The organism is Paenibacillus sp. JT22N7, from assembly GCF_059383875.1.
Genome location: NZ_JBXENY010000016.1, coordinates 126,600 through 149,351 on the forward strand (window position 1 = coordinate 126,600; position 22,752 = coordinate 149,351).

Here is a 22,752-nt window from a genome sequence, read left to right on the forward strand (position 1 = left end):
TGCTTTATGCTGCTTGAGCGCCAGCAGCCGGGCTTCTTCTAATGCGCAGCGCCATCAATGCCGCGAAGAAGCATACAAATCCGGCGATGACGAAAGCTTGCGAATAGGTGCCGAACCAATCGCGCATAACCCCTGCGCCATAGGCCGCGGTAGAAGCGCCGAGCTGGTGGGCAACGACGATCCAGCCGAAAATCATGCCGGATTTCTCCTTGCCGAACGTTTCGCCAGCCAGCTTGGCGGTCGGGGGAACCGTTGCGATCCAGTCGAGACCATAGAAAACGGAGAATACGACAAGCATGGCTGGCGTCGCGGTAAGCGCATAGGGCAGAAACAGCAGCGACAGGCCGCGCAGCCCATAATACCAGAACAGCAGCTTGCGGCTGTCAAAATGGTCGGATAGCCAGCCTGAGATCGTCGTTCCGAACAAATCGAACAGACCCATCATGGCGAGCAGGCCGGCAGCAGCAACCTCCAGCATGCCATGGTCGCCGCAAGCGGCAATCAGATGGGTGCCGATCAAGCCATTGGTGGAGAAGCCGCAAAAAAAGAAGGTGCCGGCGAGCAGCCAGAACGTCGAATTTTTCATAGCCAGCCTGAGATTACGCAGCGGAGTCAGAAGCAGGTTCCCCGTGAATTCGGCTGGTTTTACGATTTCGCTGGAGCCGTAGGGAGCGGCACCAACATCATAAGGGTGGTTGCGCATCCAGATGGCTACAGCAGCGAGAACGAGTAAAACGCCCGCTATAGCTGCAAAAATAGCATAGCGCCAGCCGAAATCCGCCGTCATTTTTGCAAAAAGGGGCAGAAACAGCAGTTGGCCGGTAGCGGCGCTTGCTGTCAGCAAACCAATGACTAGGCCTTTGCGCTTAACAAACCACATATTGCTGACCGTTACGCCAAGCACATTCGCCATCATGCCCGTAGCAAGGCCTGAGACCAGCCCCCACAGCAGGTTGAACTGCCATAAGGCGTGGATGAACGGCGTGGCTGCCAGGCTGACGGCAAGCAGCGCGAGCGAGCTTATGACGACTTTGCGCACCCCGAAGCGCAGCAGCATGGAGGCGGAAAATGGCCCGACTAAGCCGTATAGCAAAATGCCCATGGAGATGACGCTGGAGATGCTGCCGCGGCTCCAATGGAACTCATTTTGAAACGGGACAAGCAAGATGCTCGGCAGCGAGCGGATACCCGCCGACACGAGCAGCGTGGCGAAGGTCAGCAGTACAATGATCCAGCCGTAATAAAAACGGGATTTCGGCTGCAGCTCGGTTTGCGAATGAAGAAGACTCATATAAATCGATCTCCCTTTATATTTTAGTTGTACATACAAAATTAAAAACCATGCAAAATAGCCGGTGCCACGCTTGAAGTGGCTTATACAACCGGCATGCACATTCTAGCGCTCTAGCTGCTCGCTCGCTAATTCATGAGCATGGGTTAGCTGGTCAGCTAGCTCTTTGCCGAGAATCGCTTCATATTTTTCCTTCAGTGTGTGTGAAGCTTGGCGTAGTGACGGTACCAGCTCCTTGCCCTTGTCGGTTGGATAGACGAGTACGGTTTTGCCCTGCACTTGGCGCTCCACCAGCTGCTTTCCCTCAAGCTTATCTATAAAACGCGTCAGAGTGGAAGGGGTAATATACAGCTTCTCCGAGAGCTCCTTCTGCGTAATGCCTGGCTTACCGACGACGAGGCGAATCAAATAGCCATAGGCTGGCGCAAGTCCCGTCGTCGCAAAGGCTTCATCCGCCATTCGCGTTATTGCCCGGCTCAGGCGGTTCGTTGTGAAATACATGCAGCTATGCAAAAAAGCATCATCCTGCTGCACGGCATCGGTTTGAGGCTGCTCTGTCATAAATATTCCTCCTTCTTTTATTTTGTATGTACAACGAAAATAAATGATTTGGCTGCGTTTGTCAATCCACAAGCTGGTTGACCTACTGAATGTTTTTTTGAGGCACTAAGTTGAAAAATGGGATTAATTCCTTCTATTTTTGATGAGGTGATGTATAATTAATTGAAAATAGGCATGATTTATTATGCATTTATTTAGGAGGTTGTATGGGAACTGCAATTCTTTTTATAGCTTTTGGTTGGATGGTGCTTATAATTATACTATTGCTTAACAGACTAATGAAGAATGAGCTTTTTGCTCGAAGAAGAGAGAATATAGGCATGTGCATAAATGGCATTCTGCTAGCCGTATTGTTCACCTTTACAAGAGATGCTGCTTATGTTCCATTTATCACGATCCCATTTATGATTGTATTTATAGTCCTGCTCTGCATTGTTGTGTCTAGGACACGGAATAATAGCAATACATAGCAATAATACACTGGAGCTATACGCAAAAATAAAAGGTTGCCCTGCTTACGCCTATTATCAGGCATGAGCAGGGCAACCTTTTTAACTTGCTCTTAAATGAAATGGGACGCTTTCAGCAGACGCTGCCGTTACTTAATATATTTTTTAACTATCGGTAGTTAAATTATTGACAGACTGTTTTCCTGTCGCTTATAATCATTTCCAGCAGGATGGATGAAGAAAGGTGCGGAATGCCTTGAAGAAGAAGGAGCTTACAACGAATCAAATTATAGAGGCGGCATTTGAGCTTTTTGCCGAGCACGGCATTGAACGAACGAGCTTAAGCATGATTGCGGGCCAAGTCGGCATTACGAAGCCGTCGATTTATTATCATTTTTCGACAAAGGAAGAGCTGGTCAGCCGGATTTATTCTTATCTTTTTGAAAATCATTATTTCGAAAGCTATTTTCAGGCGGACTTTGCTGCGGCAGAGGATTTCAGGAAAGCCTTGTATGAAGGCGGCTTGAAGATGCTTCCCGATGGGAGTAAAGAGCATGCCGCCTCTTTAAGGGTGTTAAGTGAATTTATGCTGCTTGCGGAGCGCGATGAGCTGTACCGGTCACTTCTCGGAAATATGCAGCAAAATTTTCTGAACGGCTTCCATGATCTATTGATGAAGGGTGTGGAGCTGGGAGTGGTAGCACCGCAAAATGTCGTATACAAAGCCCATATGCTGGCCTTGGTTATTGATAATTTATCCCGATGCATGATGATGAAAGTTGCGATGGAGTACCATGAAGTATGGATGGAAACGGTCAATAGTGTATTGATAGACGCTAAGGGGGAATAACGAATGAAAGTTTTTTTCATTACGGGTACATCTAGAGGCATTGGCGAGGAACTTGCTAATCAGCTGTTAGCAGAGGATCATCATTTATTTTGCCTATCGCGGGCGGAAAATGAACAGCTGATTGAGCGTTCGATTCAGAAAAAGACAAGTATGACCTATTATCCTTTCGATTTGAATCATTTGCTACATATTGAGCATATGTTTACGGCGCTATTCAGCATGATTCCGCAGGATACAGAAATCACAGGCCTCTATTTAATTAATAATGCGGGAATGCTAGCTCCGGTGGCTCCCATTGAACAAAATCCAGCTCAAAGCATCATTGAAAATGTGAACATTAATTTGCTGGCTCCGATGATTATAACGGCTAATTTCCTCAAGTTTGCCCAGCAGTACCAAGTGGATAAGCGGATTATGAATATTTCCTCCGGATCTGCCCGCTATTTGCTGCCTTCGCAAAGCTGTTACAGCACTTCGAAAGCGGGTCTGGATTCTTTTTCAAAAAGTGTGAGCTTGGAGCAGTCGGTTCAGCCGTATCCAGCCAAGGTCGTGTCCGTCTATCCGGGGATGATCGATACCCAAATGCAAGCGGAAATGCGTTCAGTATCCAAAGCGGATTTTCCTTACGTTGATCAATTCATTCAAATCGCGGAAGAGGGCAAGCTGCAGACACCTGAATACACGGCTGCAAAATTAATTAAGCTGTTGTTTAGTGAAGATTTTGGCAGCACCGTCGTAGTTGAAAACTTATAATCTATGAGAGAGAATCATTATCATTTATAATAGAGGGAGTTGTTGCGACAGTTATCTCATAGAGCGATTCAGCATACGGGAAACTGAGGAGAGGAATTGAAACGGTGCGATGAGTATAGAAGATCATATCTTGTTATGGAACCACGCGTTAGTTCGAATGATGGATGTTCGTCATATCAGGATGGAATTTAATGAGAAGCTGCCGGCTTATGACTTGCCCGCGAGTGCGTTCTTGTTGACGGCGCGAGGCAGTGCAAAGGTTTCATTGGATGGCCATGTGAGCATGGTTCGGCGGTTTCATGTGCTGCATGGCGGCAAAGGAGCCCGGCTGGAGATCGAAGCCGAGGATGTATTCGAATATTATTTAATTTTGTATAAAGCGTCATTAGTGCCACCTTTCCGGCGCGAGCTGCAGCTTCTTATGGAGCGGGAAAATCCGTTCCAACAGCAATATGATTTTACACCGCAATATCCGGTTGAATTGCTGGACAAGGTAAAGCGGATGCATCGTGAATGGAGCAGGCTGAATACGCTGGAAAAGCTGCATGCCAAATCGCTGTTTTATCAATTTGTGTATGAATTGCTGTGGCAAATACAACGGCAGGGCTTGGAGACGGACAGTCCAGATTTATCGGAGCAAGCCATTCGTTATATGACGGACAATTATCAGCACAATATTACGATTGAGTCGCTGGCGCAGCTGCTAAATTATAGTCCGCAATATATATCCAGAAAGTTTAAGGAGCAGACGGGAAACAGTCCAATCAACTTTCTCATCATGCTAAGAATGGACAAAGCGCAGGAACTGCTGTTGACGTCGGATGCTACCTTGCAGGAGGTTGCCGCTTCTGTGGGCTATCCCGATATGTTTTATTTCAATCGGATGTTTAAAAAGCATGTGGGCGTAGCTCCCGGCCAGTACAAAAAACGCAAGCTTGCCGGCGGCAAGATACAATATTCTGCAAAAAAATCGTTAACATCCTCCATTGTGAAACGTGTCGCTCAACGATATATTGGTGATGAGTATGAAAATCATTATCAATATAAACCAGAGGGGGATTTTACGTTGTACAGAGGTACGAAAACATCTATGACAGCAACTTTATTGCTATGTCTCATGCTGCTGCTAAGCGCTTGCGGCACAGGAGGCACGAATACGACGACGGCAACAGCAAACGGGGGAAGCCAATCGGCGAACGTACAGCCAGCAGATGCTGCTCAAGGAGGAGCCGCTGATGGCCAGCAAGGCAGCACAAATCAAGCGAGCTCAGCACCAACGGAAACAACTAAAACGGTATCCACCGTGTTCGGGGATGTTACGATACCAGTAAATCCTAAACGAATCGTAGCGATAGACTATCTGGGATCTCTCGTCGCTTTAGGTGCGAATCCGATCGGTTCATCCGAGTGGCTTATGCAAAACCCGTATTTAAAGGATAAGATCGATGGCGTTGAAAATGTGGGGGATTCCATTGAAAAGGTTATGGAAATGGAGCCCGATCTGATTATCACATTGACAAGTGATCAAAAGAAATATGAATTGTTAAGTAAAATAGCTCCAACAGTTAGTGTTCCCTATAATAAATTCAACAATGTTCATGAGGAAATAAACTATTTCGGGGAGCTGCTGGGCGTTCAGGAAAAAGCAACCGCTTGGCTGGACGATTACGATACTCGTATAGCTGCCGCTAAAGCGAAGGTGAAACAGGCGCTTCCTGAGGATGCGACGGTTAGCGTGCTTGAAGATCAGGATAAATCGATTTACGTCTTCGGTAATATTTCTGGCCGGGGCGGACGTGCAATCTATGAGGCACTGGGGCTCAATCCGCCAGTAGGACTTACTAAAGAGATTATGAAGGAGAAATATTACCCGATTTCGTTGGAAAAGCTGGGCGATTTCGCTGGTGATTATGTTGTCCTGACCAGTCCGAAAGCAATGGATGAATACAAGTCTAATCCGTTATGGAGCCAATTGGATGCAATAAAAAACGATCGTGTATTTCTGTGGACAGAGGATCAATCATGGTTCCAAGATCCGATCGCAATGCTGTCTCAGGTTGAAGAGCTGGCAAATTGGCTGATCGAGAAATCGAAGTCCTAGATTGGAGGAAGCAGAGTGACACAATCCACAGAGTTATACGATGTAACGATAATCGGCGGGGGCCCGGCTGGCATGTACGCGGCCTTCTATAGCGGTATGCGCGATATGAAGACAAAGCTGATTGAAGCCAAGGAAGAGCTTGGTGGAACGATGCTGATTTATCCGGAAAAAATGATTTGGGATGTTGGCGGCGTGACGCCGATCCTATGCAGGCAATTGATTGCGCAGCTGGCACAGCAAGCGCGGACTTTCGATCCGACCCTTGTATTTGGACAGCAGATTGTCGGTCTGGATCGATTGGAGGACGGAACCTTTCTCCTTACAGCGGAATCGGGAGAGACGCATTGGACGAAAACGGTCATTCTCACGATCGGCTACGGCATTCTGAAAATGTCGAAGCTTGAGATTGAAGGAGCAGATCGTTATGAGGTGAGCAATCTCCATTACACGGTGCAGGAGCTTGAACCGTTTCGCGGCAAGCATGTTCTGATATCCGGCGGCGGGGACTCGGCGGTAGACTGGGCAAATGAGCTGGAGCCGCTGGCGGCCAGCGTTACGATTATACACCGTCGCGAGCAATTTGGCGGACATGAGAAAAATGTTGTACGGATGAGACAGTCCACGGTTAATGTTAAAACGCCATATGCGGTTACTCAGCTGCATAGCAAGGATGGTAAAGCAATCCATCAGGTGACTATCAGTCAGGTGGAGAGCGGAGAGACAGAAACGCTGGACGTTGATGCCGTAATTGTAAATCACGGCTTGAAGAGTGATTGTGGAGCTATTCGTGAATGGGGATTGGATATTGGCGTTCGTAGAGTAAAGGTAAGCAGCAAGCTGGCTACGAATATTCCGGGTGTTTTTGCTGCCGGAGATTTTGTAGATTACGAATCAAAGCTTTATTTAATTGCCGGAGCGTTTACCGATGCAGCTTTTGCCGTGAACAGCGCCAAGCTGTATATGGAGCCAAAAGCCGACGAGGTTGCTTATGTTTCCTCGCATAATAGCAAGTTCAGAGAAAAAAATCTGGCGCTTGGTGTTCGGGAAGAAGACGCGTAAGAAGGGAGAGTGCTCCGTTGGGTAAAGTGGGCAGAAGCCGAAGCATCGGCTTTGCCTACACTATTCCGGGTATTTCTTATTTCATGCTACTGCTTTGCTACCATCGCCTTGAGCTCTGACAACAACTGGTCCAACTGACCGTACTCCTGCACCATCGTATGGATCTTCACATCCTGCGTCTCCATACTAGCATGAACCTCTTCAACGGAAGCCATGTTCTGTTCAGTCGTAGCAGCAATATTGACCATCTCATCGACCATGCTTGCATAACGCTCATGCAGATCACCCGCAGAACTGCCTACTGTATCAGAGTGCTGCCTCACGAGCTCCATATTTTCGCTGATGCGATCAATAAGCTGCTGTACCTGACGTGAAACATCCCTGCTGGTTGTCACTGCTGCTTGTCCGCTTGTTACCTGCAGGTGAACAGCGCTGATTTGCGAACGAATACCGGATAAAATTGTCGTAATTTCATGTGTCGCAGCTCTTGAACTATCGGCAAGCTTTCGTACCTCGTCGGATACGACTGCAAAACCTTTGCCATGCTCGCCTGCCCGTGCTGCTTCAATGGCGGCATTAAGCGCCAGCAGATTCGTTTGCTCTGCAATATCGCTGATCGTTCCGACAATCGAGCTTACCCGATCATTTTGCTCATTAAGCTGGTTCATCATGTCGACTGTATGCAGGATGATCGCTCTAACACGCTCAATCTCGTCTGATAGTGCAGCCATTTGATCCCGATTTTCCACGGTCAACGCAGCATTGTCCGCTGAATATTGTCGCAGCAATTCCGTTCCATCAAGCAAGCGCTTGACGGCCGTGTCTATCATCTGCGTCGTATCGCTAATGTTCATAATGGTTCCCGTCTGTGTCTCAATGGCAGCCGACATGGCCGAGAAGGTCGCCGTTACCTCTTTGGAGATTTCTCCGGTTGAACGAACCGTCGCTTGCTGGCTGCTGCTGAATTCGGTAAGCACAAGAATCGAGGATTCCAGCTTGGTAAGCAGCGCCTCCGCCATATCCTTGGAGGCTACTGCCTCGCGCTGCTTGTCTGTTACCTGCTTTTGCAGCCGCTGGGTGAAGCTGGCCGAGAATGCTAGCGCCCCTGTTGCAAACATTAAATACAAATACAAATAGGCGAGCGATTCTCCTGGGAATAGCTTAGGCTGAAGCACAGGGTTCATAAATAAATAAGTGCTCAGCGCTGCTCCCAGTATGCCTGTGAAAATAATAGGCCGATAATCGGCGTACAAGGTGATGATTGCGAGATTAACATAAACAATAAAATAAGTGCTTACGACTGGATTCGGATCGGAAATGATAAGGAAGGAGACAACTATCGTTAAAATGCACGGAACCATATACTTAATATAGTCTGTAAGGATACCTCTATAAGTCATAAAAGTGACTATAGCACTCGTTCCACCTCCAACGAGGGCAAGAAAAAGAATCATATTTTTATCCAGACCGATAACAATATCCGTGACCACTCCTAGAAAGAGCACGCCCCAAAGAATTTTGATTAACAATCGGTTCCGCTTATCAAGCTCCGTTAGTACTCTCTTCATACGTAAATCCACCTTTTTATAATTTGTAAAGCTAAGCCGATTCAGTTCTAGACTCCTGCGTTGCTAGCATGTGCAGTGAAAACGCCCTGCTGCGAATAGGAAAGCCAATTATATTTTTGTTTATTCGAATAAATTTGCTCCACATTTAATACCATTGGAACCACATAATCTCCTTTATAAAACACCTTCTCTCCAAGCTTCTCTAACGGCACCTTGAAAGTGACCCGCAATGCCCTAAAAAATACAGGCTCCAGCAACGAAACATAATATTTGATCTGCCGTTCCTCCGCAGTATAGACAAGGGAGGAGAGCAGCTCAGATATGTATTGTTGCCCACGATACGGCTTTAATAAGGCTATTTTGTCAATTTCCGCAATTTCTCCCTGTGCGCCTATCAGCTCCGGGTGCTCCTGAAAGAATCCGGCTTCGTTAATCGTGCTTGCAGCACTGTACGGCTTAATCTCAGCCGTGCCTACATAATGTCCCTCCATCGTGACAATCATAAGTCGCTCAAGTGCTTGAGCGGAAAACTCAAGATCAAATCCTTTCTCCCTCCAGACAGTTGTCCAAACACCATTAAACATCGCCAGCTCCAGCTCATTCTCCACTCGCTTAAACATACGTATGGTCTCCTTTGGTTTTTTTCTTTCTCCCAAGTGAATTATGTATATAGATTATTTATCGGGATAATCCACTTAATAATGTACATGCGTTAGATAATTACTTACTTTTCGTCTATTTGCAAAAATCATCAGCTTTATATCTATCCTTTCTTTACAAATCGAGGGTTCCAATATGGATCAGTCTGCTAAATTATTGATTCAAATAGAGCTTCGAATCCATATTAAGTTATTGAAAATCCGAGCGGCAAAAAGAAAAGCAATAGGGCTGACGTACTTGCTGCTTGGATGTTATCCTTTATAATAAAGGATGCAGGTTCAGCATTTATTTTCGTTTCGAGGTGTTTTTATGGAATGGCAGGATACTATCCAATTATGGAACCGAAGGCCTGTTCAAGTGCTGGATATTCGCCATCTTACGATGAAGCCGGGAGAGAAGCGGTTAGCCTATCGGCTTCCTGCAAACGCTTTTGTATATGCCAATCAAGGCAATGCGAGGCTAGTAATGGAGGAGCTAGAAGCTCCTTGCGATAATGGTTATTTGCTGCATAGTGGAAAAGGCGCCAACCTGAGCATATGGTGTGGGGATGAGCCGTTTGACTATTATTTAATTTTGTATAAACCGCTGGTCATGATAGGCAATCAAGTAAGGCATGGTGATTTAGAGCAGCAGGATGTGTTCGGGAGGCGCTATGCCTTTGAGGTGATGCATGCTATGTCGCTGCTGTCGTTGCTGGAGCAGATGTCTCAGCTGTGGGCAAGTAGCGAGGAGCTTGATCGGCTGCAGGTAACGGGAATTTTCTATCAATTCGTGGTGGAACAGTTTCGCCAACTGCAAATGGTGAAAGCCGAAGCTACAGTACCAGATTTACCAGAGCAAATCGCTGAGTACATTCACGAGTATTTTCATAAAACGGTAACGATGGAAACGATGGCTGGGAAGTTCCATTACAGCACGCATTATTTAGCAAGGGTGTTTAAGCGCAAATTCGGCTGCAGCCCCATGGAATATTTGATGCAAACTCGGATCAATCGAGCCAAATATCTGCTCACGGAGACGGATACGCCGATTCGCAGCCTTGTTGAAAAGGTGGGCTATACCGATATTTATTATTTCAGCCGCCTGTTTAAGAAGCTGACAGGAGTAACTCCTACACAGTTTAAAAAGCTTAATTTGGGCTCAATAGGTTCAATTCGTCCAAAAATGATGCCCGAATCGCACATTGCCCCTCAAGCTGGACAAAGCTATATTGGTAACAGCGAGAATCATTATCAATATAGCGCTTGGAGAGTGAATGAAATGAAGTTAGGTTTTAAGCCATCTTTTGCCGTTACATTATTATTTAGCTTGTCGCTGCTGCTCGCTGCATGTGGCGGTACTGCTGCAGAGCCGCAGCAGAGCGCACAAGGAAGCAATGCTCAGCCAGGTGCAACTGCTACGGCTGATACAGCAGCAGAATCACCAGCAGCAACGACAAGAATGTATAAGGATGCACTTGGACGTGAGGTGGAAATTCCATCGAACCCTAGCAAAGTGGTTGTTATCACCTATGGCGGCTATTTGCTGCCGCTTGGCATACAGCCGGTCGGTGTTGATCAGGCGGTGCTTGATCATTATCCAGAAGAGCTGGCAGGCGTTGCTAGCATTGGTGAAGGGCTTGGCAATGTCGAGGCCGTTTCTGCGCTTGAGCCGGATTTGATTATTTTACCGGAATACCATGACGCATCGGCGTACACCCAGTTTGAAAAGATCGCGCCAACGGTAGCTGTTTCATGGGGCGGCGATCCAGATATCATCAATACGCTGCGGGACATGGGCGATATTATGAACCGCAAGCAAGAGGCGGAAGCGTGGATTACGAAATTTGAAGCGAAGCTGCAAAGCGTCCGCGATCAGCTTGAAGTAAAAGTGACGCCGGGCGAAACGGCTATCACCTTTATTCTTTACCAAGGAGAGCTGTTTCTTGGAGGCGAAGGCGGTACGCTTGGCAAATTGATTTATGAGGATTTCGGCTACCAAATGCCGGAGCAGTTCAAGCAATATTCGGATGGCGGAGCCGCCCTTTCCATGGAATCGCTAGCGGATCGCCCAGCCGACTATTTCTTCACGCAAATGACCGACGAGGAACTGGTCGACATGAATAAGCTGTTCCAGGAGCCGCTATACCAATCCATCCCTGCGATCAAAAATAATCGGATTATCAACGTAACCCGCGATAAATGGAACTTCGGCCCTTATTTGGCGGAGCAAGCGGTTGATGAGATGATTGAGAAGGTAGCCCAGCTGCAGAAATAAGCAGGTATCATCGATCCTGAGTTTGAAAATAATGCTGAAAGTCCGGGAGCTTGCCTCCTGGGCTTTTTTTGCTTTCTACACCGTCCAGCTTCCCGGCTGTCTTTCTGCTAAAATAGACGTAACCAATCCTTAAAATAAAAGCATATAAGGTGAACATCATGGAACAGAGCCGGGTAATGGCGCTAGCTTTAATTGAATCCCATATCGAAATGAAACATATTCAATATCAGCGAATTGATGGGGAGCAGACGATAAGGCTTAGGTATGCGGACAGCGGAGGTCTGCTGCTTGTAGCAAGCGGAGCAGGCATTTTAGAGGACAGCGGAATGAAAAGAATGCTGCATCGAGGGAGCTTTTGCATCAGCATGCAGGGGGCTGAGCTGGTTGTTACGGCAGAGCAGGAAGAGCCGATGGGGTTTTATGAGCTTGCTTTTCGGCATGATGCATTACCGGACATTGCCGTATCTTGCTATTATGCGGAGTTGTCCAAACGTGCCGCCGGGTCGCTTATTGACCGCGTGAAGGAGCTGTATGTGAATCGTCTTTACGATGGGACATTGGAGCGATTCCGCCTGCAAATTGATTTTCAGGAGCTGCTTTACAGGCTGCTTAAGGCTGTCGAACAGAAGCCGGGCCTCAGCCAGCGGGAAGTGCTGCTCCTCACTGCCCGCTATATGGAGCAGAATTTTCAGGAGCCGTTATCCCGCGATAAAATGGCCGATATGGCTGGCATGAGCGCACCGTATTATTCGCGCGCCTTCAAAAAGGCGCTGGGCAAAACCCCTCAGGAATATTGGACCGGGATTCGGCTCAATCAGGCGAAAAAAGCGCTGATCCAAGGCGCAGACAAAATTAGTGAAATTGCCGAGTACGCCGGATTTGGCGAGCCCTATTATTTTAGCCGAGTGTTCAAAAATGCTTTGGGAGTTTCGCCAACGACTTACCAGAAGCAGCCACGCCGGAAGATCGCTTGCTTATATCCGCCTTTTATTGATGCGCTGCTGGCGCTGGGGGTGGTACCCTGTGCAACGATGATCGATCCCGATCATCCGCTGAGCGGACGCTTGCAGGCTTCCCTGCATTTGGGAAGCTTGGAGGAGAATTTCGGAGAACGGGAAGCCATACTGCTGGCGGCACAGCCGCCTGAGCTTATTTTGTGCAGCGATTATATTCACCCTGATCAGGAGCAACTGCTGAGCCGAATTGCGCCAACCGTGACTGTAACCTGGCGGAGAGAGCGGCGGGCCGACCTGCTGGAAATTGCGGGCTTGATCGGAAGAAGAAGGCTTGCTGAGCAGCTGCTTGCAGACTTTGAGCAGCACGTAGCAAGTGCACGTGAACAATTAAGCCGGATTTTGGCGGGGCACAGCGTAGCTATGTTGAGGTTCCATGCTCAGCAGCTTCGCTTGTATGGCGGACCAGAGCAGGGCTTCGTCGGTCCCGTCCTCTATGGCGATTTATTGCTGGAGCCACCGCAGCTTGTTCGGCAGCTGACTTGGGATAAATGGTGGGCAGAGCTTGATCCCTCGCAGCTGCCAATGCTTGACACCGATCATTTGCTCCTCGTCATTGACCCGGGTATGGAGGAGGAAGCTAGCGTTATTATGGCGAGTGAAGCTTGGAATCAGCTTCCTGCTGTCAGGAACGGGCAAACCTATAAAGCGGACTATTATACGTGGATGAGCATCGGTATGGAGATGGATAAGCTCAAAATAGCAGAAGCGCTGAATTTGTTCGTCTATGGCCGCCAATGACACAAATGTCCTATAAAAAAAGTCGATTTGTCCTTGGGGAAATGGTGAAAAAAGAATATAGTGATAACGATTATCATTATACTCAGGGAGTGGTTACAGGCATGTTTAAGGCAGGGGCGTTGCCCGGCATAATGCTGGCGCTAGTTATTTTATTTACAGGATGTGGGGCTGCGAATAGCAGTTCGACGGAAACAGAAGCAGTGAAGGAGCCCATTTCAACGGAGGCTGCAGTATCAGCCGATCGGGTCGTTACGGATGAAATCGGACATGAAATGACAATTCCAGCCGAGCCGAGCAAAGTTATCGGCATCTATTTAGAGGATGAATTGACAGCCTTGGGCGTTACCCCGATTCGCCAATCGCGAATTGGTTCATGGAGCAGCCAAGACTATTTGGGGCTTACGGTTGAAGATATTGATATTGATGGAGATGTCGAGGCGTTTGTTAAGGCGGAACCAGATCTTATTTTGACCAATGTGTATGATGAGAAACAGTATGAGCATTTGTCTAAAGTTGCTCCGATGTATGCTTTTACGGATGCACGCGAAGACTGGCGCGCGACGATTCGCACACTCGGAGATTTACTTGGCAAGAAGGAGCAGGCGGAAGAAGCAATCGCGGCGTATGACCAGAAAGCAGCCGCTGCTGCCGCTGCTCTAAAAGCGGCTATTGGTGACGAGACCGTTGCTATTTTGCGTGTTCATGCCAAGTCGCTAAGACTATATGGTGGGCCAGGCTATGCAGGTCCTGTTCTATACAACGAGCTTAAGCTGACGCCGAGCAAGCTGGTGCAAGAGCTCGTTCTGGATACCAAAATCGAAGGCGCGTTCGACTTGTCGCTGGAGATGGTTCCGCAGCTGGATGCCGACCATATTTTTCTGACCGTAGATACGGGCGCAGAGCAGCAAGCGAAGGATTTGCTTGAAAGTACATTATGGTTAAACCTGCCTGCTGTTAAAAACGGTAACATTCACGAGGTTAATTTTGGAACATGGATGAAGAGCGGACCGATCGCTGACGGCAGCAAAATCGACGATGTGCTCGCGGCTCTGATTCCTTAGCCTGGCTTTAGGAAAATCGTTGATAGATTCTATTTCAAATGCAAAACAGCCTCGGCATGCTGCCGAAGGCTTTTTTTTATAAGCTGTATCTATATCATCTGTTACATTAAGCCGATAATTACAATATTATACGAAGCGGATAATAGGGGATGAGAGAGAAGTATATGAAGAAGATAGTCGTATTGGTAATAGGATTTTTATGCTTAGGCTTGCTGGCTACAGCAGTTTACGGTGCAAATGGTACACGAGAAATAAAGATATTGCTCGATGGAGTTCCCCTTACCTCTGAAACTGCTCCTGCTCTGCAAAAAGGACATGTAATGGTACCAGCGGAAATGATCTTTGAAGCGCTAGGCGCGGAGCTTGTTTGGTACAACAGTTATAAAATATTTATCTCCTCCAAAGCTGATCAAATATTGTCATACCAGATGGGGGAACAACAGGCCTTTATTAACGAGGATCCTGTATCGCTTACGCTGCCAGGGGATTGGGTAGACGGTTCAGCGATGTTTCCTGTACGGATTGCGGCGGAAGCCTTTGGAGCCAAGCTGATGTGGGATAAAACGAATCTTACGCTGCAAATACAATCCGCTCCAAAGATGGATGCTGAGGTTGTTGAGGCTTTTGATGGCCTGTATGTGGCATTAAAATATATAAATACGGAGCAGGAGTTGGTCACCGAACAAGTCCGGCTTTCGGGGCTCTCTCCCATTCAAAATAGTATGGAGGCAACGGAATACTTAAAGGCTATGCTGCCAATTGGCACAAAGGTTAAGGTGGATTTTCGAAGTGGGCGGGATAGAAATAAGAATCTGTGGGCTTTGGTATATAAGGACGATGGAACGATTGTTAACCAAGAGTTGGTGAGCCGAGGGTACGCTAAAAGCTCTTTAGTTAATGAAGATCCCTACCTGAAAGCACGGCTGCTGCCTTTCCAAGAGGAGGCCCACATGAAAAAGCTAGGGATTTGGTCCAAAACAGAGCCCTACATAACCGATTCGATTAAAACGGCAAGTATAGATGGAGAAATTGCGCTTGTAACATCAAGCGGGCAGTTATGGACGTGGGGGCAATTTTATGAGAAGCCTATGAAATTATTGGAAAATGTTAAACAAGTCAAACTGGATGGGGACCTTGGTATTGCTTTGAAAAATGACGGAACTGTCTGGGTTTGGGGTTTTAATAATGCAGGTGGTTGGGGCAATGGCTTGGAAAAATATGAGGTGACCCGCATTCCCCAGCAAGTGGAGGGGCTTGAGAAAATATCAGCTATAGAAAATCATAACTCGGCTGTCATGGCTATAGATGATTCAGGAGAAGTATATGCTTGGGGGTCAAACTCCAATGGGAAATTGGGAGAGGAATACGATATCAATAAGATTATTCACCCAAGCCCTGTTAAGTTGCCATGGAGCAATGTGAAAGAGGTTAAAATCGGATTTACCTTTACAGCTGTATTGAAAAATGATGGCACGGTGTGGAAGACGAATCCTGACAGCTCCGAGCTTATTCATGTTAAAGAGCTTTCCAACATTACGAGCATTGAAATGAACAATACAGCCGTTCTCGCTATAAAGAAAGATGGCACGGTGTGGGGGTGGGATGAGCTGCGAGAAAGTATTTTTGGTAGCAGCTATTATTTTGCCAAGTCTCCAAAGCAGATTGATGGTTTAAGCCGTATCGTAAAAACTGTAGCTGGAAAATATCATTTTTTTGCAATTGATGATAAGGGAACATTATATGGTTGGGGAGAAAATGTCGCCGGAGAGCTTGGTATGCTTTCGATTGGCGAGGCGGTGGAGAAACCAACGAAAATTATGGATTTGTCTCCGGTAAGAGATGTATTCGCGGATACAAGCAAATCCCTATTTTTAAAACAAGATGGGACGTTATGGGGAGTCGGGCATAGTCCGTACTTTATTTTTGGCGAGAATTATAAGAAAGGTTGGATGGATGATCTAAATTACAGTGAGTTAACGCAAATTAAGCTTCAATAATAGCTCAGTGTGGAGTGAAAAATCAATGATAAGAAAACTCTTTATTAAAAATGGTTTCGTGTTTCTACTGGTTATAGCATGCATGCTAATGCCTAACACATCGGTATTTGCAGCAGATAAGCCAGTTGTGCAGCCGATACGTCTCTTGGTACAGGATAAAGAAATTAAACCTGTGGTTGCTCCCATTATCCGTGGAGGAAGAGTGTATGTCGAGTTTCGCAGTGTTGTGAAGGAATTGGGTTTTACTTTTCATTTTGATAAAAACAAGAAGATTATTACGGCAAGGTCAGAGGTACGCATTTTTTAAAATTGATTTAAATAGTGGGATGGCTTACGTTAACGGAAGGCAGTTTGTTTTTGATTGGGAAACACCTACTATTATTGAATCTGGGGCGAACACCTTAGTCCTTGGACATTTGTTTCAACCTACTGAGTATTTAGTTGCAGAGTATTATACAGACAAAAGAATTGTAAACGTACATGAAAGTATGTGGCCAAAACCCAAAAAGGCCGATCTAAGAATAATTCGATCCATTCTTGAGTCATACTTTCAAGATTTTAATCCCGTTGCTCAGATAACAAGCATTGAATTAGAATCTTGGGGCACCTATGTCACGATGCTCACGGGTGTATTCATACCAAAGATGGGGAATGAGTTGCTGGATCGCATGGAGCATGCAACTATTAGAATGAGTAATGAAGAAGGAAAAGGCTGGGAAATACATGATGTCTCATCGGAAATCGAATATCTTGATTATGAGTCACTCTCCCATGAGGAGGTAGCTGTACCTGATAAAGATAAATCCGCTATCTATACTTTAGTGGAGGCAAACGCGAAAGCAATAGATGATGAAAATTCCTCAGCTTTGATCGAGATGATCAATCCCGTTTATTGGGCAAGTGAAGGCTCTTTTTCCAAGGAAGAATTGAATAAATATTATACCTCTGTTTTTTTAAATTACGATTACGACTATAGGCTGGAGCAAGCGACGATAGTTTCATATGAGCCGAATAAAGCAAAAGTATATTATGTGTCTACGGTAAAAAATAGTGAAGGGACTACAGAAGAATTTACTCGGCTCTATGAGTTGCAGGATGTAAGTAAAGCAACTGATGGCAAGTGGTACTGGGAGCCCGATAGCTCTATCATGATTTATTCGGAGCTTGTCTCATAAAATAAAAAAACACAGCAATGCACATTTCGCGCCGTTGCTGTGTTTTTTTATGGAGCGAATATTTCACTCCATTACCTATTTTCTAAACGCCATTAATTTATTATTTCGTACTTACAAGCCAATCAGCAAGCTCTTCCGTTTGGGTCAGAATAGCGATCGGGTCCCAGTACCAGGAACGCTCTTTGCCCCAAATAAATACCCGGTTATTTTTGACGGCGTCAAGAGATCCCCAGATCGGGTCTGCTTTGAGATCGTCGATGGACTGCCTGTCGGTCGTGAGCACGATATAATCCCCGGCATATTTAGGCAATACCTCATTAGATAGGGTTGCCCAGCCTGGATCGCCTATCTCAGCAGCTACTTCAGCAGGAGGCTTAAAGCCAAATACATTGTAAATGGGCTGTCCGCCTTTGCCATAGTTGGCGCCGACCGCCGAAACGTCTTTCCCGATCCATTCCAAGACGGAGAACGTGCTTTCTGCCGGAATGACCTCAAGCACTTTTTGTTTCGCTGTTGCGATACGGCTATCATAGTCGGCAAGCCATGCGGTTGCTTCCTGCTCCTTGCCCAGCAGTTCGCCAAAATAGGAAACTTCCTCATGTACCGATTTAAGCGAAGCATAAGGGATAATAACAGTTGGCGCGATTTTGCTTAGCTGATCATTCATTTCAGTATACATGTCATCCATAATGATCAGATCTGGCTCTATCGAAAGAATTTTCTCTATACTGCCGTTCCCGTCTCCCAGATCCTCTACGTCCTTTAAAGCATCGCTTAAATAAGGATTTGAAAGATGGTGAGTGGAGGTTCCAACCGGAATCACACCGAGTGCCAGCAGGCTGCCTAAATATTCTCCAGCCACTACGCGTTTCGGATGCAGCGGAACTTCAACATCACCCATAACGGTCGATACGATTTTGGTTCCTTCTTGCTCAGGCGCGGGGCTAGCCGTTGCTTGAGGCGTACTGCTCGGTTCTGTAGAGCTTGCTGCTCCAGTAGCAGCATTATTGCTAGACGCTTGTGTTCCGCAAGCGTTGAGAAGCAGCATAAAGCTGAGTAGTATTACCGCCGCCATGGACGGTTTTAATTCTCTAAACATAATAGACTCTCCCTCTTTGCTCCGTTGATAATCGTTATCAGCTACATTAGTATAGCGGAGCGTTTTTGGAGGGGCAATGGAGGATCTCATGATTGTAGAAGGACAATCTTCTACCGGTTTAATTGCAGAACGCTGCGCTCTGAATAGGGAGGGAGAGACGCCTTTATATTTTTTAAACAGCCTGCCTAAATAATAGGGGTCGCGATAGCCGACGCCAGCCGCTATTTCGCTTAGCGTGGCATCGGTTTTAAGCAGCAGAGCTGCCGCCCTGTCGATACGGACTTTGATCAAATAATCAATGGGGCTAACACCCGTCCGGCTTTTAAAATAGGAGGATAAATGAGGGACGCTGTAATTCAGGCTTTCTGATAAAGACTCCAGTGTAATGGGCTCGGCATATTGCTTCTGAATAATCGCAATGATTTGCGCTGCTAAATCACGCTTTTCTGAATAAGTGCCCTGTACTTTCAATTGATTTAATAGTTCGTGGACGAACTGGAAAAGCAGGTTTTTGGCATGCAGCTGTCCAAGCGCCTCCGCCTTGTTCCATTCCTTGTACATGTCGGACAAGCAGCGGTATAAAACGACAGGATGGGCAGGCGCAAATTCATATAGCGTGTGAAAAGGGCGCAGCCGTTCAGCAAGCTGAACAATGTGCTGCGGCGCAGGCAGTGGAATCGTCGCTTTATAATAAACACTATAATATTCAAAGCCGTCCTCACCAGCCTGAAAATCAATGGCTGCTCCTTTACCGATATGCAAAATCTTAAAACGATTAAAAGGGTGCAATTCCCCGTTAACTTGTACCTGCGCGCTTCCACGAATACACATAATAAACAGGCTGGCAGGCGCTTTATAGGGGCGAGTGGATTCTCCCGCTTTCACAACAATGTGGCGAACATCCAGCAGTTTGCAATAGGTGTAATTCCATATCACGATATGATCATGTACGTTCATCCTCTGAAACCTGCTTTCTCAATAAATGCCGAGCTGCTTAGTGCTTATACATTCAATTATAATGGACAGATCTTCTGATCAACAACCAGCGGTGCCGCAAAATAGAAAAGGGCTGCCCTTAAGTCATCGTGGATGACTTGAATGGCAACCCCTTTGGTCAGTCTAATTTTAATTATTGAATCAGATACAATTTTTGCAGCAGTCTTTGCATAATGGCAGCGACCTCAGCTCTGGTAATAAAAGCTTTAGGAGCCAGCTCGGCGCTGGTTCTTCCGGATACGATGCCTGCTAGCACGCTGTCGGCTATGCCATTTTTCGCCCATTCAGCAGCATTCGCTGCATCTTTATAAGGGAGCAGAGTTTGTGCTGCCGCCTCATTCGCAAGCTGGGCTTTCAAATTCGTCAGCGTCATGGCTTTAGCGATAATGACCATCGCTTGTTCCCGTGTAATTTTATCGTTCGGACGGAACGTACCATCTTCAAATCCATCGATTAAATGATAGGCATAGGCGGTATGAATGGCGGAGCTATACCAATCCGAGGCGGATACATCTGAAAATGAAGCCGCACCGTTTTCAAGTCGCAAGCCTAGTCCACGGACGATTACGGCTGCAAACTCTGCGCGAGAAATGTCGCGATTGGGATTAAAGAGGCCATTTTCATTTCCTTCAATAATCATTCGCGAGCCCATATCGTTGACTGCCTTTTTCGCCCAATGCTGCGTGACATCGCTAAACTCAAAGGGATGCCAGACTATCGCATACGTACTGTTGGTTAGGCTATTTACTTGTGCAAAATAGGCACCATTTTCTTGGACGACCTTTGTCGGCACATGGCGCACCGTTCCATCTGGTTCAACGACAACTCCCGTTGTAATTTTGTTCGGGTCAATGCCGCTCGGAATAGCGATTGAGCGCTGTACATAAGTGTTGAACTTGGTAATCTCAAAGGTTTTATTGCCGTAGATGCCTTTGACAGTAAACTCAATGGCAGGAGCGACAAGCGTGAGTCCTTCTTTAGCCACAGCATTGTTTACTACATTTTTCATATCAGCTGTTGGCGTGGATATTGTAATTTGAATTTTTATGTCCTGCAAAGATAGAGCGTTGCCAAGCTGGGCGGAAACAAAGCTGCTATTGATTTGCAAAACGGGAATTTTGTAGGATGCACGATCTGTTCTGATTTCAAGAGTGGCTTGATAATCTTCCATCGTTTTAAGCATCTGACCATTGATTTCACCGATGATCACATCAGATTGGCTGCTTACCGGAATCGTGACGACGGCAAACTTGCCTTCCTCTGCAAGCTTTTTCTCCAGACTTTTTTGATCAACTATAATGGTTGTGGTGGAACGGTTGTTGATGATACTAGTGATGGAAGTGCCGATATTTTCAACCTTACCATTGATCCATACTTCAACACCGTTACGGGTAGTTGTCGAATCTGTTGGCTGTACAGCAGGTGAAGATCCACCGCTGCCACTATTGCTAGTTGTCGTAAATGGCATGACGGCGTTAGAGGCAGTGGAAGCCATGCTTTCGCCTGCAGCGTTAAGCGCCTTGACTGTAAAAGTGTAGCTCGTACCATTTGTTAAGCCAGTAATGGTGATTGGGCTAGCTGTTCCGGTAACCGTTGCGTTTCCTGGAGAAACGGTTATTTGATACGCTGTTATTAAGCTCCCGCCGTTGTCTGCTGGGGCGGTGAAGGAGACAGTTGCCTGCCCATTCCCTGCTGCTGCGGTGACGTTCGTTGGGGCTGTGGCAACGGTGGCTGGAGTCGTGCTTGCTTCATTGGATTGAAGGCTCAGGCCGCCTGTACCGCCTGCTTTTACAACAAAGTAATAAGCTGTGCCATTGCTTAGATTTTGCACAATCGTGCTAGTGCCTGTCACTGTTGCGATAGGCGTATTGCTGTACTGCCCGGAAGCATTTGCTATAAAAATATCGTAATAGCTCGCGTCTGCTGAAGGGCTCCAATTCAAGGTGACTTGTTGATCGCCGCCTAGGGCAACAAGATTTTGCGGTTGAGCAGGTGCGATTAGTGCATTAACCGTTACACCAGCTGCATTGCTGGTAACCGTAGCGGTTTGGTTTCCCGTTGCGCTGCTATCTGTATTTGTGATGACAACGTAGTAGTAAGTCGTACCTGCACTAGTAGTTGGTGCTGAGTACGAAGCGCTAGTTGCACCGCCGATAGGCGTACCGCCAACCGTGCTATTGGTTGAATTGCTATACCACTGATAGCTCAGTGTTGCATCGCCACTAGCTGCAATACTTAGGTTCGCGTTGTCACCCACGTTCACAGTCTTATCCGTTGGCTCAGTATCGATAGTAGGAGTGGATGCGTTGGTTAGTGCATTCACGGTTACGACAGCTACATTGCTGGTAGCCGTAGCAGTCTGGCTCCCTGTAGCACTGCTGTCCGTATTGGTCACGACAACGTAGTAGTAAGTCGTGACCGCACTAGAAGTTGGTGCTGAATAAGAAGCGCTAGTCGCACCGCCGATAGGCGTCCCGCCAACTGTGCTGTTGCTTGAATTACTGTACCATTGGTAGCTCAGTGTTGCGTCGCCACTAGCTGCAATACTCAGATTCGCGTTGTCGCCCACGTTCACAGTCTTATCCGTTGGCTCTGTATCGATAGTAGGAGTGGATGCGTTGGTTAACGCAATCACGGTTACGGTTGCAACATTACTGGTAGCCGTAGCGGTTTGGTTACCTGTTGCGCTACTGTCTGTGTTTGTGATGACAACATAGTAGTAAGTCGTGCCTACGCTAGAAGTTGGAACTGCATACGAAGCGTTAGTCGCGCCGCCGATAGGCGTACCGCCAACCGTGCTGTTAGTTGAATTGCTATACCACTGATAGCTCAGTGTTGCATCGCCACTAGCTGCAATACTCAGGTTCGCGCTGTCGCCCACGTTCACAGTCTTATCCGTTGGCTCAGTATCGATAGTAGGAGTGGATGCGTTGGTTAACGCAATCACGGTTACGGTTGCAACATTACTGGTAGCCGTAGCGGTTTGGTTACCTGTTGCGCTACTGTCTGTATTTGTGATGACAACATAGTAGTAAGTCGTGCCTACGCTAGAAGTTGGAACTGCATACGAAGCGTTAGTCGCGCCGCCGATAGGCGTACCGCCAACCGTGCTGTTAGTTGAA

16 protein-coding genes are annotated in these 22,752 nt (G+C 46.8%); 10 read left to right on the forward strand and 6 right to left on the reverse strand.

What is annotated here, in order from left to right:
• Positions 1-4: 4 nt before the first annotated feature.
• Together AC50Y5_RS30910 and AC50Y5_RS30915 are read right to left on the reverse strand one after the other, a co-directional pair.
• The gene (locus AC50Y5_RS30910; RefSeq protein ID WP_494865409.1) at positions 5-1,291 is read right to left on the reverse strand and encodes an MFS transporter; all 1,287 of its coding nucleotides are present in this window, start codon (positions 1,289-1,291) and stop codon (positions 5-7) included.
• Positions 1,292-1,396: 105 nt separating this feature from the next.
• Positions 1,397-1,852, reverse strand: coding sequence for a MarR family winged helix-turn-helix transcriptional regulator (locus AC50Y5_RS30915; protein WP_494865411.1), 456 nt, complete (start codon positions 1,850-1,852; stop codon positions 1,397-1,399).
• Positions 1,853-2,557: 705 nt separating this feature from the next.
• Here AC50Y5_RS30915 and AC50Y5_RS30920 point away from each other — a divergent pair.
• The 4 genes from AC50Y5_RS30920 (at position 2,558) to AC50Y5_RS30935 (ending at position 7,064) form a co-directional block, all read left to right on the forward strand.
• Complete coding sequence (locus tag AC50Y5_RS30920; RefSeq protein ID WP_494865412.1) at positions 2,558-3,151, forward strand: TetR/AcrR family transcriptional regulator; 594 nt, start codon at positions 2,558-2,560, stop codon at positions 3,149-3,151.
• Between the two features lie 3 nt (positions 3,152-3,154).
• Positions 3,155-3,904, forward strand: a complete 750-nt coding sequence (locus AC50Y5_RS30925; protein ID WP_494865414.1) for a (S)-benzoin forming benzil reductase — start codon at positions 3,155-3,157, stop codon at positions 3,902-3,904.
• A gap of 130 nt (positions 3,905-4,034) precedes the next feature.
• Entirely contained in the window at positions 4,035-6,005 is a 1,971-nt protein-coding gene (locus AC50Y5_RS30930) for an AraC family transcriptional regulator (protein ID WP_494865416.1), read from the forward strand.
• 15 nt (positions 6,006-6,020) lie between these two features.
• A complete protein-coding gene (locus AC50Y5_RS30935) occupies positions 6,021-7,064 on the forward strand; it encodes an NAD(P)/FAD-dependent oxidoreductase (protein ID WP_494865418.1) in 1,044 nt (347 codons plus the stop codon).
• A gap of 86 nt (positions 7,065-7,150) precedes the next feature.
• Here AC50Y5_RS30935 and AC50Y5_RS30940 read toward each other — a convergent pair whose 3' ends face one another.
• On the reverse strand, positions 7,151-8,632 hold the full coding sequence (locus AC50Y5_RS30940; RefSeq protein ID WP_494865419.1) for a methyl-accepting chemotaxis protein: 1,482 nt from the start codon (positions 8,630-8,632) through the stop codon (positions 7,151-7,153).
• 47 nt (positions 8,633-8,679) lie between these two features.
• The gene (locus AC50Y5_RS30945) at positions 8,680-9,252 is read right to left on the reverse strand and encodes a GNAT family N-acetyltransferase (protein ID WP_056031359.1); all 573 of its coding nucleotides are present in this window, start codon (positions 9,250-9,252) and stop codon (positions 8,680-8,682) included.
• Between the two features lie 349 nt (positions 9,253-9,601).
• Between AC50Y5_RS30945 and AC50Y5_RS30950 the strand changes: the two genes are divergently transcribed.
• The 6 genes from AC50Y5_RS30950 (at position 9,602) to AC50Y5_RS30975 (ending at position 17,535) form a co-directional block, all read left to right on the forward strand.
• A complete protein-coding gene (locus tag AC50Y5_RS30950; protein ID WP_494865421.1) occupies positions 9,602-11,548 on the forward strand; it encodes an ABC transporter substrate-binding protein in 1,947 nt (648 codons plus the stop codon).
• Between the two features lie 158 nt (positions 11,549-11,706).
• Positions 11,707-13,302: an AraC family transcriptional regulator gene (locus tag AC50Y5_RS30955; protein ID WP_056031348.1), complete on the forward strand. Its 1,596-nt coding sequence runs from the start codon at positions 11,707-11,709 to the stop codon at positions 13,300-13,302.
• Positions 13,303-13,403: 101 nt separating this feature from the next.
• Positions 13,404-14,363 (forward strand): ABC transporter substrate-binding protein, encoded by a 960-nt coding sequence (locus tag AC50Y5_RS30960; protein ID WP_494865423.1) that lies wholly within the window; start codon positions 13,404-13,406, stop codon positions 14,361-14,363.
• Positions 14,364-14,527: 164 nt separating this feature from the next.
• On the forward strand, positions 14,528-16,360 hold the full coding sequence (locus tag AC50Y5_RS30965) for a stalk domain-containing protein (RefSeq protein ID WP_494865425.1): 1,833 nt from the start codon (positions 14,528-14,530) through the stop codon (positions 16,358-16,360).
• A gap of 88 nt (positions 16,361-16,448) precedes the next feature.
• Complete coding sequence (locus tag AC50Y5_RS30970; RefSeq protein ID WP_494865427.1) at positions 16,449-16,667, forward strand: stalk domain-containing protein; 219 nt, start codon at positions 16,449-16,451, stop codon at positions 16,665-16,667.
• Positions 16,668-16,686: 19 nt separating this feature from the next.
• A complete protein-coding gene (locus AC50Y5_RS30975; RefSeq protein WP_056031336.1) occupies positions 16,687-17,535 on the forward strand; it encodes a hypothetical protein in 849 nt (282 codons plus the stop codon).
• A gap of 100 nt (positions 17,536-17,635) precedes the next feature.
• On the opposite strand, the gene AC50Y5_RS30980 is transcribed toward AC50Y5_RS30975, so the two are convergent.
• Together AC50Y5_RS30980 and AC50Y5_RS30985 are read right to left on the reverse strand one after the other, a co-directional pair.
• Positions 17,636-19,591 (reverse strand): ABC transporter substrate-binding protein, encoded by a 1,956-nt coding sequence (locus AC50Y5_RS30980; RefSeq protein WP_494865429.1) that lies wholly within the window; start codon positions 19,589-19,591, stop codon positions 17,636-17,638.
• Positions 19,592-19,763: 172 nt separating this feature from the next.
• Positions 19,764-22,752 (reverse strand): S-layer homology domain-containing protein (locus tag AC50Y5_RS30985; RefSeq protein ID WP_494865431.1); only part of this gene is annotated, 2,989 nt, incomplete at its 5' end.